Origin of the sequence: Mannheimia haemolytica (assembly GCA_900638155.1) — a bacterium.
Lineage (GTDB): Bacteria > Pseudomonadota > Gammaproteobacteria > Enterobacterales > Pasteurellaceae > Mannheimia > Mannheimia glucosida.
Map to the genome: position 1 here is coordinate 2258821 of LR134495.1, position 14313 is coordinate 2273133.

General features: G+C 40.3%; 14 protein-coding genes. 13 read left to right on the forward strand and 1 reads right to left on the reverse strand.

All coding sequences use genetic code 11. From position 1 onward, the window contains the following. Positions 1 to 57 precede the first annotated feature (57 nt). From EL242_RS11020 to aspA, 6 genes are all read left to right on the forward strand, one after another. Positions 58 to 369, forward strand: a complete 312-nt coding sequence (locus EL242_RS11020; protein ID WP_006252147.1) for an HI1450 family dsDNA-mimic protein — start codon at positions 58 to 60, stop codon at positions 367 to 369. A gap of 21 nt (positions 370 to 390) precedes the next feature. Beyond that, positions 391 to 903 (forward strand): 4-hydroxyphenylacetate 3-monooxygenase, reductase component, encoded by a 513-nt coding sequence (gene hpaC, locus EL242_RS11025; RefSeq protein ID WP_126302617.1) that lies wholly within the window; start codon positions 391 to 393, stop codon positions 901 to 903. A 118-nt stretch (positions 904 to 1021) separates the two neighbouring features. Then, positions 1022 to 1894: an SAM-dependent methyltransferase TehB gene (tehB, locus tag EL242_RS11030; RefSeq protein ID WP_126302618.1), complete on the forward strand. Its 873-nt coding sequence runs from the start codon at positions 1022 to 1024 to the stop codon at positions 1892 to 1894. A 137-nt stretch (positions 1895 to 2031) separates the two neighbouring features. Next, positions 2032 to 3069 carry a phosphoribosylformylglycinamidine cyclo-ligase gene (gene purM / locus EL242_RS11035; RefSeq protein WP_126302619.1) on the forward strand — a complete coding sequence of 346 codons (1038 nt, stop codon included), beginning with the start codon at positions 2032 to 2034 and terminating at the stop codon, positions 3067 to 3069. Positions 3070 to 3146: 77 nt separating this feature from the next. After that, entirely contained in the window at positions 3147 to 3425 is a 279-nt protein-coding gene (locus EL242_RS11040; RefSeq protein WP_172595362.1) for a DUF1294 domain-containing protein, read from the forward strand. Between the two features lie 142 nt (positions 3426 to 3567). Further along, positions 3568 to 4995: an aspartate ammonia-lyase gene (aspA, locus tag EL242_RS11045; protein ID WP_126302620.1), complete on the forward strand. Its 1428-nt coding sequence runs from the start codon at positions 3568 to 3570 to the stop codon at positions 4993 to 4995. 74 nt (positions 4996 to 5069) lie between these two features. On the opposite strand, the gene rep is transcribed toward aspA, so the two are convergent. Further along, positions 5070 to 7088 (reverse strand): DNA helicase Rep, encoded by a 2019-nt coding sequence (gene rep, locus EL242_RS11050; protein ID WP_126302621.1) that lies wholly within the window; start codon positions 7086 to 7088, stop codon positions 5070 to 5072. A 247-nt stretch (positions 7089 to 7335) separates the two neighbouring features. Here rep and potA point away from each other — a divergent pair, with 247 nt between their 5' ends. The 7 genes from potA to EL242_RS11085 all read left to right on the forward strand — a co-directional run bounded on the left by potA (position 7336) and on the right by EL242_RS11085 (position 14276). After that, positions 7336 to 8451 (forward strand): spermidine/putrescine ABC transporter ATP-binding protein PotA, encoded by a 1116-nt coding sequence (potA, locus tag EL242_RS11055; protein ID WP_126302622.1) that lies wholly within the window; start codon positions 7336 to 7338, stop codon positions 8449 to 8451. Further along, positions 8438 to 9301, forward strand: coding sequence for a spermidine/putrescine ABC transporter permease PotB (gene potB / locus EL242_RS11060; protein ID WP_006249921.1), 864 nt, complete (start codon positions 8438 to 8440; stop codon positions 9299 to 9301). The genes potA and potB overlap by 14 nt, the downstream gene beginning before the upstream one ends. After that, complete coding sequence (gene potC, locus EL242_RS11065; protein WP_126302623.1) at positions 9301 to 10068, forward strand: spermidine/putrescine ABC transporter permease PotC; 768 nt, start codon at positions 9301 to 9303, stop codon at positions 10066 to 10068. Before potB ends, potC begins: the two co-directional genes overlap by 1 nt. 197 nt (positions 10069 to 10265) lie before the next feature. After that, positions 10266 to 11189 carry an oligopeptide ABC transporter permease OppB gene (gene oppB / locus EL242_RS11070; RefSeq protein ID WP_126302624.1) on the forward strand — a complete coding sequence of 308 codons (924 nt, stop codon included), beginning with the start codon at positions 10266 to 10268 and terminating at the stop codon, positions 11187 to 11189. Positions 11190 to 11203: 14 nt separating this feature from the next. Then, a complete protein-coding gene (oppC, locus tag EL242_RS11075; RefSeq protein WP_006249918.1) occupies positions 11204 to 12103 on the forward strand; it encodes an oligopeptide ABC transporter permease OppC in 900 nt (299 codons plus the stop codon). A 9-nt stretch (positions 12104 to 12112) separates the two neighbouring features. Further along, positions 12113 to 13708 carry an ABC transporter ATP-binding protein gene (locus EL242_RS11080; RefSeq protein ID WP_126302625.1) on the forward strand — a complete coding sequence of 532 codons (1596 nt, stop codon included), beginning with the start codon at positions 12113 to 12115 and terminating at the stop codon, positions 13706 to 13708. Between the two features lie 172 nt (positions 13709 to 13880). After that, positions 13881 to 14276: an adhesin gene (locus EL242_RS11085; protein ID WP_172595363.1), complete on the forward strand. Its 396-nt coding sequence runs from the start codon at positions 13881 to 13883 to the stop codon at positions 14274 to 14276. Positions 14277 to 14313: the final 37 nt, after the last annotated feature.

The following is a 14313-nucleotide window of genomic DNA, read 5'->3' on the forward strand; positions in this document are numbered from 1 at the left end:
CATAAAATAAAATTTATCTATCTAACACTTTTTTAACAATCTGAGTAGAATCACAATATGAAAAAATTAACCCCTGATGAAGCCATTGATATTGCCTACGATATTTTCTTAGAAATGGCAGGCGAAAATTTAGATCCTGCCGATATTTTACTGTTCAACCTCCAATTTGAAGAGCGTGGTGCAGTGGAAATGGTTGAAACTTCCGAAGACTGGGATCAAGAAATCGGCACTTTAATTGACCCTGATGCCTTTGCTGAAGTTTGGGTTGGCTTAGTCAATGAACAAGATGAGATGGACGATGTATTCGCCCGTTTCTTAATTTCGCACGATGAAGAAAACCGTGAATATCACGTTGTTTGGAAAGAATAAGAAAAATAAAAAGGAGAAAAAATGGCTAATATCGACACTAATCAACCAATAGAAGCCTCGCTTAAATTTCGTGAAGCAATGGCTCACTTATCTTCTGCGGTGAGCATTGTGACAACCAATGGCGTAGCCGGAAAAGCAGGGCTGACGGTTTCGTCTGTTTGTTCCGTTACCGATTCCCCACCAACGCTCTTATTTTGCATTAATAAAAACAGCCACGTTCACGATATTATCCAACAAAACGGCAAAGTATGCGTTAATGTGTTAAGCCACGAACAAGAAGACTTGGCAAAACATTTTGCTGCTATTTTAGAAAGCACGATGGAAGAGCGTTTTAGTTGGGATATTTGGAACAACAGCTTTGACAATCAACCCGTTTTACGCAGTGCAATTTCCGCTTTGCAAGGCAATATTGTTGATGCTCATTCTGTCGGCACTCACACCATTTTTGTAGTCGAACTAAGCCATATTGACGTAGAACCAAACCACAGCCTTGTCTATTTTGGTCGCCAATTTAGAAGCGTTAGCATTGACTAACAATATATTTAACAGAAATTTGATCAAATCCGACTTTTTTAGTCGGATTTTTTATTCCCTGTTTTTAAAACAGTGCTAAAATTTTCCCGTTTATGTTTGACTGAAAAAAGGAAACAAAATGGAAAATTTAATTTGCTACAAACAAATGCCGGTGTGGACAAAAGCGACCTTACCACAAATGTTCCAAGAAAAACACAACACCAAAGTCGGAACTTGGGCAAAACTCACCATTCTCAAAGGTTCTCTCAAATATTATGAATTAACCGAAGAGGGAGAAATTATCAAGGAAGATATTTTTGATGCAAACCACCAACGCCCAATGGTTGAACCTCAACTTTGGCACAAGGTTGAAGCCCTCTCTGACGATTTAGAGTGCCAGTTGGCTTTCTACTGCAAACCGGAAGATTATTTTGCTAAAAAATATAATCTAACCACCACCCATTCAGAAGTGCTGAATACCGTCAATTATATCAAAGGTGGCAAAGCGTTAGACTTAGGCTGTGGACGAGGACGCAATGCACTTTATCTGAATTTACTGGGTTTTGATGTTACCGCCGTTGATCATAATCAGGAAAGCATCGATTTTCTCAACTATATGATCGAAAAAGAACAAGCTCAAAACATTACTACCGCTGTTTATGATATTAACGAGGCAACTATCGGCTCGCAAAACGGTGAATATGACCTGATTATTTCCACTGTTGTAATGATGTTCTTAAACCGTGAACGCATTCCTGCCATTATTGAGAATATGCAGAAAAACACTAAAGTCGGCGGTTATAACTTAATCGTATGTGCAATGAGTACCGATGACTACCCTTGCCCGATGCCGTTCTCCTTTACCTTCAAAGAAGGCGAGCTCGCCGATTATTATCAAGGTTGGGAATTAGTCAAATATAACGAAGATTTAGGACATTTACACAAAACTGATGAAAACGGCAACCGCATTCAACTACGTTTTGCGACAATGTTGGCGAAAAAAATCAGCTAAACTTAACCGCTTGCAGGGGGAATTAGCTTCCCCCTAATTCATCAAATCCATTCTATTTATTTTCACTTTTTCATTCCGCAAACGTTTGCTTGTGCTATAATGGCTTCGTTTTTTAGTCATTTACTGTTGAGGTTAAAGTGAGCAACACACAACTAAGTTACAAAGATGCCGGCGTTGATATTCACGCAGGAAACGAGTTAGTCGAAAGAATCAAGTCTGATGTTAAACGTACCCGTCGCCCTGAAGTAATGGGCGGATTAGGTGGTTTTGGTGCTTTATGTGCTTTACCAACCAAATACAAAGAGCCGATTTTAGTTTCCAGCACCGATGGCGTTGGCACAAAATTACGCTTAGCCATTGACTTAAACAAACACGATACTATCGGGCAAGATTTAGTGGCTATGTGTGTGAACGACCTTGTGGTGCAAGGTGCTGAACCGCTTTTCTTCTTAGACTATTACGCTACCGGTAAATTAGAAGTCGATGTAGCCGCCAATGTCGTCAAAGGCATTGCAGACGGTTGCGTGATTTCAGGCTGTGCTTTAGTGGGGGGTGAAACGGCTGAAATGCCGGGAATATACCACGAAGGCGATTATGATTTAGCCGGATTCTGTGTCGGTGTGGTAGAAAAATCTAAAATCATTGACGGTTCAACGGTGAAAACTGGCGATGCCTTAATTGCATTAGCGTCTAGTGGCCCGCATTCCAACGGGTATTCGTTAATTCGTAAAGTATTGGAAGTCAGCCAATCGAACCCTGCAACCGATTTATTGGAAGATAAACCCTTAAGCGAACACTTATTAGCCCCTACTAAAATTTATGTGAAATCAATCCTCAAATTAGTTGAAGAAGTTAATGTTCACGCCATCGCTCACTTAACCGGTGGTGGTTTCTGGGAAAATATTCCACGCGTGTTGCCGGAATCTGCCAAAGCGGTGATTGATGAATCGAGCTGGCAATGGCCGGCGATATTTAGTTGGTTGCAGGAAAAAGGCAATATCAGCCGCTATGAAATGTACCGTACTTTCAACTGCGGTGTTGGAATGGTGATTTCCTTACCTGAAGCAGATGTCGAGAAAGCCCTTACGCTTCTCAAAGAAAGTGGCGAAAATGCGTGGGTCATCGGTAAAATTGAAGACTTAGGCACCGGTAGCGAGCAAGTTGAAATCCGCTAATTTGCAAAATAAATGCTAAAATTGACCGCTTGTAGTAACTGATCTGCAAGCGGTTAAATTTTTATTGAGGAATGCAAATGCAACTATTTTGGCCTATCTACTTTGTCTTAATGAACCTAAGTGCCTTATATTTAATGTATAGCGACAAACAAAAAGCCATCAAAAAAGAATGGCGAGTACCAGAAATTACTCTCCTCTCTTTTTGCCTCTTAGGTGGGGCTATCGGTGTTTACCTAGGTATGAAATACTTTCGCCATAAAACCCAACATTGGTATTTCCATGTCGCTGTTGTGCTTTCTACTTTTGCTTGGCTGATTGGCTTGCCTTACTTTTATTTAGCTTTATCATCATATTAATTTATCATTAGTTTTTCTAATCTGAAAGCCCAATTTATATCCTAGTCCGCTCACAAAAAATTTGATTTAGATCGCATTATTTGTCTATTAAAATCGTTATTATCTACCAAAATCGATTGTCATTTATTTTAAGGAGATGAATATGTCAGATGTGCGTATTGAACACGATTTACTTGGTGAAAGAGAAGTACCTAATAGTGCTTATTGGGGCATTCATACATTAAGAGCGATTGAGAATTTTAATATCTCGAACGTTACTATTTCTGATGTGCCTGAATTTGTGCGTGGAATGGTCATGGTAAAGAAAGCCACTGCGCTGGCAAACGGGGAACTTGGTGCAATCCCGAAAAAAATTGCCAAAGCTATTGTGGCAGCTTGTGATGAAGTGCTAGTGAAAGGACGCTGTCTCGATCAATTCCCTTCAGATGTTTATCAAGGTGGAGCCGGCACATCGGTGAATATGAATACCAATGAAGTGATTGCCAACCTTGCATTAGAAATTTTGGGCGAGGAAAAAGGTAAATATGATATTGTCAATCCGATGGATCACGTTAATGCAAGCCAATCCACCAATGATGCCTATCCAACCGGTTTCCGCATCGCAGTTTATAACAGTATCACTAAATTAATCAATAAAATCACTTACCTACAAACTGCATTTGAAAATAAAGCCACTGAGTTTTCCGATGTACTAAAAATGGGAAGAACGCAGTTACAAGATGCCGTGCCAATGACACTCGGTCAGGAATTTAAAGCTTTTGCCGTATTATTAGATGAAGAGGTTCGTAACCTTAAACGGACGGCAGAATTGCTTCTTGAAGTGAATTTAGGCGCAACCGCTATCGGTACTGGTCTGAATACGCCAGAGGGTTACTCTACTCTTGCAGTCAAATATTTAGCCGAAGTCACGCAACTACCTTGTTCACTGTCTGAAAATTTAATTGAGGCAACCTCAGACTGCGGTGCTTATGTAATGGTTCACGGAGCATTAAAACGCACCGCCGTCAAACTTTCTAAAGTGTGTAATGACTTACGATTACTTTCATCAGGCCCACGTGCCGGCTTAAATGAAATTAATCTTCCGGAATTACAAGCCGGTTCTTCTATTATGCCGGCAAAAGTAAACCCTGTTGTGCCGGAAGTGGTGAACCAAGTGTGCTTTAAAGTGATTGGTAACGATACGACTATTACTTTTGCAGCAGAGGCAGGGCAATTACAGCTTAACGTAATGGAGCCGGTTATCGGGCAAGCAATGTTTGAATCTATCGAGCTGCTTTCCAATGCGTGTATTAATCTACGTGATAAATGTATTGACGGCATTACCGCTAACCGTGACATCTGCCAAAACTATGTGTTCAGCTCTATTGGTATTGTGACCTACCTCAATCCATTTATCGGCCACCATAATGGTGATATTGTCGGCAAAATTTGTGCAACCACCGGCAAAAGTGTACGAGAAGTTGTGCTTGAGAGAGGCTTACTCACCGAAGAACAGCTCGATGATATTCTCTCGATTGAGAACTTAATGAATCCGACTTATAAAGCCAAACGCTTTACCGAAGAGGAATAATCATTGTTTACAAGCGGTCTGTTTCTGACAAAAAATTGCAAATTTTTACCAAAATCAGACCGCTTGTTATCCCATTATTTCTTATTCGCCTTCAACATCGCCATTAAATTCGCAATATTGGCTGAAGATTTCGCCTCTTTTTCCTGTTCAGTCATTCTCGGTTTTTCACTTTCCCACACTACATCGTCTTGCGGTAATTCCAGTAAAAAACGGCTCGGCTCAGGTTTGATGATTTCGCCATATTGGCGGCGTTCTTTACACAGTGAAAACGTGAGCGTTTGTTGGGCTCGGGTAATGCCGACATAAGCCAAACGCCGTTCTTCTTCCACATTGTCTTCATCAAGGCTGGTTTGGTGCGGTAAAATCCCCTCTTCCATACCGATTAAAAAAACGTGCGGAAACTCCAACCCTTTTGAGGCGTGCAGTGTCATTAGTTGGACTTGGTCAGCTTCATCGTCCTCTTCGCCACGTTCAAGCATATCTCGCAAGGTTAAACGGTTTACCACTTGCACCAAATTCATCGGAGGCTCTATTTCATCGCCCTCTAACATCGCTTGCACCCATTCAAACAAGGTCTGCACATTACGGCTTTGCATTTCCGCTACTTTTGGGTTCGCCGCCATTTCATACAAATAGGCTTCATACTGAATTTTCGCCAACAGATCTTTTACTGCTTCAATCGGATCGGATCTATCGGCTTGATCGGCAATTTCCACAATCCAGCGGGCAAAATCCTGTAAGGCTTGGTAAGGCTTTGGCATGAGGCGTTGTATGAGTTCAAAATCAAAAATCGCCTCAAACAAACTGATCTGCTTTTCATTAGCAAGTATGCCTAATTTTTCTAGCGTTGCAGCCCCAATTTCCCGTTTCGGCGTATTCACAATACGCAAGAAAGCTGCATCATCGTCTTGATTCACTACCAACCGCAGATACGCCATCATATCTTTGATTTCCGCTCGAGCAAAAAATGACGTACCACCCGAAATTTTATACGGAATGCGGTTTTGCATTAGCAATTTTTCCAACAAGCGGGATTGATGGTTGCCTCGATACAAAATTGCATAATCTTTGTATTTGGTCTTTTTCGAGAAACGATGGGCAATCAGCTCGCCCACAATGCGTTCCGCTTCGTGTTCCTCATTTTTTGCCTCAATGACCTGTAATTTTTCCCCTTGCCCCAGTTCTGAAAACAGCCGCTTGCTAAACAAGTGATCGTTATTATCAATCAGAATATTGGCACAATGCAGAATCCGCTGGCTGGAACGGTAATTTTGCTCAAGTTTAATCACTTGCAAATCAAAATCTTCCCGTAACCGTTGCATATTTTCAGGCTTCGCCCCACGCCACGAATAAATGGATTGGTCATCATCGCCCACGACCGTAAAGTTTGGCTCGTTGCCGACAATCAGTTTAATCAGCTCATATTGGCTGGTGTTGGTGTCTTGATATTCATCAACTAACAAATAGCGAATTTTCTGTTGCCAACGAGATTTTGCTTCGGGAAATTGGCGAAACAGCAACACCGGCAACATAATCAAATCATCAAAATCCAACGCATTATAAGCCTTAAGCTGATTTTGGTAGAGTTGATAAAAATGCGAAAACACCCGCTCACGTTCATCACGCACACGAGAAATGACCATTTCAGGTGAAAGCAAATCGTTTTTCCAATTAGAAATAGTGGCAATTAAGGCTTTCAGCAGATCTTTATCTTCCGCCACATTTTCAGGCAATAAATGTTTCAGTAAGGCGATTTGATCCTGCTCATCAAACAAGGTCATACCCGATTTAAAACCGAGTAATTTATATTCCCGTTTTAAAATTTCAAACCCAAGGGTGTGAAAGGTTGAAATCGTTAAGCCTTTGCTGTTTTCTTTGCCAATAGAATGTGCCACCCGCTCACGCATTTCACGGGCGGCTTTATTGGTAAAAGTTACCGCCGCAATCTGCTTTGGCGAATAGCCACAATGTGCAATTAAATGTGCGATTTTATTAATAATCACCCGAGTCTTACCCGAACCGGCACCTGCTAGCACGAGACAAGCCCCTTGAGTGTATTCCACCGCTTGTTGTTGTTGAGAGTTGAGTTTCATTGAATCTATTCAAAAGTAATTTTTACAACTATTTTAACGGAAAGAAAACAAGCGGTCGAATTTTCAGGAAATTTTGCAAAAAACTTTGAAAATCCGACCGCTTGTTCATCAGAGAAAAATCCCTAAAATCTAAATTTTTCCTTTCCATCTTGCCCCTTTAGCTATATCATTATAAGTTGATTTTTTGGGGGCAAATGCCTGATTTTATAACTCCTTTTCTTTTTAATTTAAGGGAAAAAAACAGTAGATGGAAAAAGTAGAACAGAAAGCTATCATTGAGCTTAAAAATGTAACAAAAAGCTACGGTAGTAAAACGATTCTTAAAAATTTAAATTTAACCATTAACGATGGTGAATTTTTAACAATTTTAGGCCCTTCCGGTTGTGGTAAAACAACTGCGTTACGTTTAATTGCCGGTTTTGAAGATTTAACTGAGGGTTCAATTATTCTTGATGGGCAAGATGTTTCTAACGTTCCGGCAGAGCAACGCCCGGTAAATACCGTGTTCCAAAGCTATGCTCTTTTCCCACATATGACTATTTTTGAAAACGTGGCTTTCGGGTTGCGTATGCAAAAAGTACCAAATTCAGAAATTGAGCCACGTGTTATGGAAGCATTACGTATGGTGCGTTTAGAAGATCGTGCTCAACAAAAACCAGCTCAGCTTTCCGGTGGTCAGCAACAACGTATTGCAATTGCCCGTGCGGTGGTAAATAAACCGAAAGTATTGTTGTTAGACGAATCGCTTTCTGCGTTAGATTATAAATTGCGTAAAGAGATGCAAAATGAATTAAAAGCATTGCAACGTCAATTAGGCATTACCTTTATTTTTGTGACCCACGATCAGGAAGAAGCCTTAACCATGTCTGATCGTATTATCGTAATGAACGCTGGTAAAATCGCTCAAGACGGTACACCACGTGAGATTTACGAAGAGCCAAGTAACTTATTTGTAGCTCGTTTCATCGGCGAAATTAACGTTTTTGATGCAACTGTAATTGAGCGTGTTGATGCAACTAATGTAAAAGCAAACGTAGAAGGTCGCATTTGCAATATCAAAGTGGAAGATTTAGAGGTTCAGCCGAACCAAAAATTAAAAGTATTGTTACGCCCTGAAGATATTGTGATTGAGGAGTTAGACGAAAACGAAAGCTCGAAAGCAATTATCGGTCATATTATCGACCGTAACTACAAAGGTATGACATTAGAGTCTAGCGTGAGATTAGATCATAACGGTATGAATGTATTGGTTAGCGAGTTCTTCAATGAAGACGATCCGAACATTGACCACGAAGTGGGACAAAAAGTTGCTCTTACTTGGTATGAAGGCTGGGAGGTTGTGTTAAACGATGAAGGCGAATAACAAATTCCAAAATGGTGCGGTCGCAACTATTTTCGGTTGGTTATTACTTTTCGTATTAGTGCCGAACGTACTCGTTTTAATCATCAGCTTCTTAACAGAAAACCGTCAAAGTCAGTATTTTGTGGACTTTGCATTTAGTTTTGATGCTTATAAATCACTGTTTAATGACACCTATGCAGCAGTATTGTGGAACTCGCTATATATGGCGGGCATTGCCACCTTTTTCTGTTTGATCATCGGCTATCCCTTTGCATTTTTTATTGCCAAAATGCCGGAAAGAATTCGTCCGTTTTTACTGTTTTTAGTAGTTCTACCGTTTTGGACTAACTCACTGATTCGTATTTATGGCATTAAGATTTTCTTAGGCGTAAAAGGCTTTTTAAATGAAAGCTTGATGGCTTTAGGTATCATCAGCGAGCCAATGCGTTTATTAAACTCAGAAATCGCGATTATCATTGGTTTAGTTTACATTCTATTACCTTTTATGATTCTGCCACTTTATTCATCAATCGAGAAAATTGATAACCGCTTATTAGAAGCTGCAAAAGACTTAGGTGCGAATGCTTTCCAGCGTTTTATTAAAGTGACTATTCCATTAACAATGCCGGGCATTGTCGCTGGTTGTTTATTAGTATTACTTCCGGCAATGGGTATGTTCTATGTGGCAGATTTATTAGGTGGAGGTAAAACACCGTTAGTAGGTAACATTATTAAGAGCTTGTTCTTAAATACCAACCAATTTGCTTTAGGTTCAGCAGTAAGTATCGCATTGACTATCTTAATGGCATTAATGCTTTATGTTTACTATCGTGCAAATAAATTATTAAATAAAAAGGTGGAGCTTGAATAATGAAAAAGATGTTTAGAAACCTTTTTATGTTGGTTGTTTTTGCATACCTCTATATTCCAATTATCATTTTAGTGATCAATTCCTTTAATGAAGACCGCTTTGGCTTAAATTGGAAAGGCTTTACTTGGAACTGGTATGAGCGTTTATTCAGTAATGATACGCTTGTACAAGCAACAGTGAACTCATTAACTATTGCGTTCTTTGCAGCAACATTTTCAACCATTTTAGGGGCATTAACCTCTATTGCGCTTTACCGTTACCGTTTCCGTGGTAAAAAGCTAGTGGGTGGAATGTTATTCGTGGTAATGATGTCACCTGATATTGTAATGGCGGTATCAATGTTAGTGCTATTTATGATTTTAGGCATTAAATTAGGCTTTATTTCGCTGTTAATTGCACATATTACTTTCTGTTTGCCTTATGTGGTAATTGCAATTTCATCACGCTTAAGCGATTTTGACGGAAAAATGCTAGAAGCAGCAAAAGACCTAGGTGCAAGTGAAGTAACCATTTTGCGTAAAATTATTTTACCATTAGCATTGCCTTCGATTATTTCAGGCTGGTTGTTGAGCTTTACGATTTCGTTAGATGACGTTATTGTTTCATCTTTCGTGACAAGCCCAAGTTATGAAGTTTTACCATTGAAAATCTTCTCATTGGTTAAAACAGGGGTAACACCTGAAGTGAATGCTCTTGCAACTATTATGATTATTTTCTCATTAACATTGGTGGTATTAAGCCAATTAGTAGTGAAGAAAAAAGTCTAAAAATCACTAAAAAGCATATAATAAATCGGCACTTTAAATAGCATTAAAGTGCCGATTTTTTACAAAAATAAGCTAAAAAAACAACCGCTTAAGAATAATGAATTATTATAAAAATAGCCATAACTAATCAATATCTTTACAAAGCCCTTAATTTACGCTATTAATTGGCTACCAATATAACTAAAAAGAGTGGTACTATGCTGAAGTTTATTTTTAAACGTCTTCTTGAGGCGATTCCAACCCTACTAATTCTGATTACCTTTTCCTTTTTCCTGATGCGGCTTGCCCCCGGTAGCCCTTTTACCAGTGAGAAAGCCTACCCGCCGGAAGTAATGGCAAATATCGAGGCAAAATATCACCTGAATGAACCGCTTTATAAGCAGTATTTTCTGTATATGGAAAATCTGTCAAAAGGTGATTTCGGGCCGTCTTTTAAATATAAAGATCAATCGGTTAATGACCTGATTGCCTCTGCTTTTCCTGTTTCGATCAAACTGGGCATTACTGCCTTTATTTTTGCAGTGCTTATCGGTTTAACCGCTGGCACGATTGCTGCCCTTAAGCAAAATAGCAAATGGGACTATTTGGTGATGGGCTTTTCAATGACGGGCATTATTATCCCTAGCTTTGTATTCGCTCCACTTTTGGTACTCGTGTTTGCAATTTATCTCAAATGGTTGCCTGCCGGTGGTTGGAACGGTGGTCAGCTCTATTATATGGTTTTACCGGTTCTCTCTTTAACCATTAGCTATGTTGCCGGCATTGCCCGTATCACGCGTGGTTCAATGATTGAAGTATTGCACTCTAACTTTATTCGTACTGCAAAGGCAAAAGGCTTGCCAATGCGTAAAATTATTTTCAAACACGCTTTGCGTCCTGCACTGTTGCCTGTGATCACTTATTTAGGCCCGGCTTTTGTTGGGATTATTACCGGTTCAATGGTAATTGAAAGTGTGTTCGGCTTACCGGGGATCGGGCAGTTATTCGTAAACGGAGCATTAAATCGTGACTATTCATTAGTGTTAAGCCTAACCATATTGGTAGGCACGCTCACGATTTTATTTAATGCGATTGTTGATATTTTATATGCGGTCATCGACCCGAAAATTCGTTATTCATAGGAGTAAAGCGGAAAATGCAAAATTCTTCAAAAAATCAACCGCTTGTTGAGGTTACCTCAACCATTCAAGGACGAAGTTTATGGCAAGATGCTCGCCGCCGTTTTTTCCGAAATAAGGCGGCTGTGGCAAGTTTGATTATTCTTTGTTGTATTATTCTTTTTATTACCTTTGCCCCAATGCTAATGCCGTTTAGCTATGAAGATACCGATTGGAATATGATGGGGATTGCTCCGGATTTTGAATCTCAACACTATTTCGGTACTGACTCTTCTGGGCGCGACTTATTGGTTCGAGTTGCAATCGGTGGACGCATTTCGTTAATGGTAGGGATTGCCGGTGCATTAATTGCGGTGCTTATCGGCACCATTTATGGGGCAATTTCCGGCTATTTCGGCGGCAAAGTCGATATGGTAATGATGCGTTTTCTGGAAATTTTAAGCTCATTCCCATTTATGTTCTTCGTAATTTTGCTGGTTACGTTCTTCGGGCAGAACATTTTCCTGATTTTCATTGCAATCGGTATGGTAGCGTGGCTGAACCTTGCCCGTATTGTGCGTGGTCAAACTCTTTCACTTAAAAATAAAGAGTTTGTGGAAGCAGCGATTGTGTGTGGAGTTTCCCGCCGTCAAATTATTTGGCGACACATTGTGCCTAACGTTTTAGGCTTAGTGGTAGTTTATGCCTCCCTTGAAGTGCCGTCTCTGATTTTGTTTGAATCGTTCTTAAGTTTCTTAGGGCTTGGTACACAAGAGCCGATGAGCAGTTGGGGGGCATTATTAAGCGACGGAGCGGCACAAATGGAAACCTCGCCTTGGCTACTGGCTTTCCCTGCCTTTTTCTTATGTTTAACACTGTTTTGTTTTAATTTTATTGGTGATGGCTTGCGTGATGCCCTCGATCCAAAAGATAAATAGAGGTTTAGAATGGAATTATTAGCAGTAAATAATCTCGATGTTTATTTAAAAACGGACGAAGAATTAGTTCACGCAGTGCGTAATGTCTCGTTCTCGATTGAAAAAGGGCAAACCCTTGCGATTGTGGGGGAATCGGGTTCGGGTAAATCCGTTACTTCAATGGCAATTATGCAGTTATTGCCTAAAAATATCGTCTCATTCGGTGAATGCTCAAGCATCATTTTTGAAGAACAAAACTTGCTTACTCTATCTGAAAAAGCAATGCAAGCCGTTCGTGGGGATCGTATCGGTATGATTTTCCAAGAGCCAATGACCTCGCTGAACCCTTATATGCCGATTGGCAAGCAGGTTGCCGAGGCGGTGCAAACCCATAATCCGCAAATCAGCAATGCCGAAGCGGAAAAAATGGTGTTGGAAACTTTGCAAAAAGTAAAAATTCCCGATGCGGAAAAGAAAATGATCTGCTATCCGCACGAATTTTCCGGCGGTCAGCTCCAACGAATTATGATTGCGATGGCAATTATCAATAAACCCGATTTATTGATTGCCGATGAGCCAACCACTGCCCTTGATGTGACAACCCAAGCAGAAATTTTGGATTTAATGCACGACTTACAGCGTGATATGGGAATGGCGATTATCTTAATTTCCCACGATTTACGCTTGGTACATAAATACAGTGACTTGGTCTGCGTGATGCAAAACGGCGAAATTATTGAACGTGGTGAAACGGAAACTGTGTTCACTAATCCGCAGCACCCTTATACGATGGAGCTACTTACCCCGATTCCGACCAACTTAAAAGGGGAATTACCGCCAAATGCACCAACCTTGATTCAGGGTGAGCATATTAAGGTAGATTATATTCTAAAACGCTCGCTATTCGGCAAGCCGAAAAAGGTGTTCAATGCGTTAAAAGATATTTCACTTCATCTTAAAACCGGCGAAACGCTTGGGATTGTAGGCGAATCCGGCTCTGGGAAATCTACCCTCGGACGTGCCATTATGCAGATTTTGGATTATCGAGGAAACATTACGTTTGCAGGTAAGAATATGGCTAATCTTAATAAAGCCGAACGTCAAGCCCTGAAAAAAGATATGCAAATGGTATTCCAAGACCCGTTCAACTCACTTTCACCTCGCTTAACAGTAGGGGAAATTATTGCCGAAGGCTTAACTGTACATTGCCCTCAAATGAGCAAAGCCGAACGCCGAGAGAAAGTAATGAAAATGTTGGAAGAGGTTAATCTCAACCCTGCAATGATTAACCGCTATCCGCACGAATTTTCGGGCGGACAACGCCAACGGATTGCAATTGCCCGAGCCATTATTTTAGAGCCAAAATTTGTATTGCTTGATGAGCCAACCTCAGCACTCGACCGCTCTACCCAGATCACCGTGATTGAATTGCTTAACCGCTTACAGAAAAAATACGGCTTAAGTTATATTTTCATCAGCCACGATTTGGCGGTAATCAAAGCACTCAGTGACCGAGTGATTGTAATGAGCCAAGGTGAGATTGTGGAAAGCGGTGATGTCACTCAAATTTTTGAAAATCCACAACAAGAATACACCAAGCGGTTGATTTTAGCCTCTAACGTGTAGCACAAAAGACAAGACCTTATTCCAACACAGAATAAGGTCTTTTTTAATGTAGATAACCATTCATTTTTATCCCTTTATTTCAAAAATGTTAACAACTTTGAACTTTATCTCAAACTTCACCTCTAAAAAATAGGTTGTCTGAATTCGGATAACACTCATTTAGGAGAATGGTATGAAAAAATTAATGGCATTAGCCACAACAGCAATGATGGCAAGTGGTTTAGCACAGGCTGCAGGTGAACAAAGTGATGCAAGAGAGGCCCACGAAAGCACCGTAAAAACCTCAACTGTTAAGTATAGCTGCCAAAACGGCAAAAAATTAAGTGTGAAATACGGCTTCAATAAACAAGGTATTCCAACCTATGCTGAGGCAAAATTAAGCGGTAAAAAACGTTTTATGCCGATCAACCTATACACGACAGATGCAACCGGCACTAACTTTGGTGACGAAAACAATTTCAGCCTTTACGGTGATCCAATGGAATTTGCCAACCACCGTAAAGCGTCAGTAAATATCCAAAGCCCTGCAAGTGAAATTTTATATAAAGGTTGCACACCTCAAAAATAGATAAAAAGTAAAATGAGTCCGCTCTGATAAGTGGCTT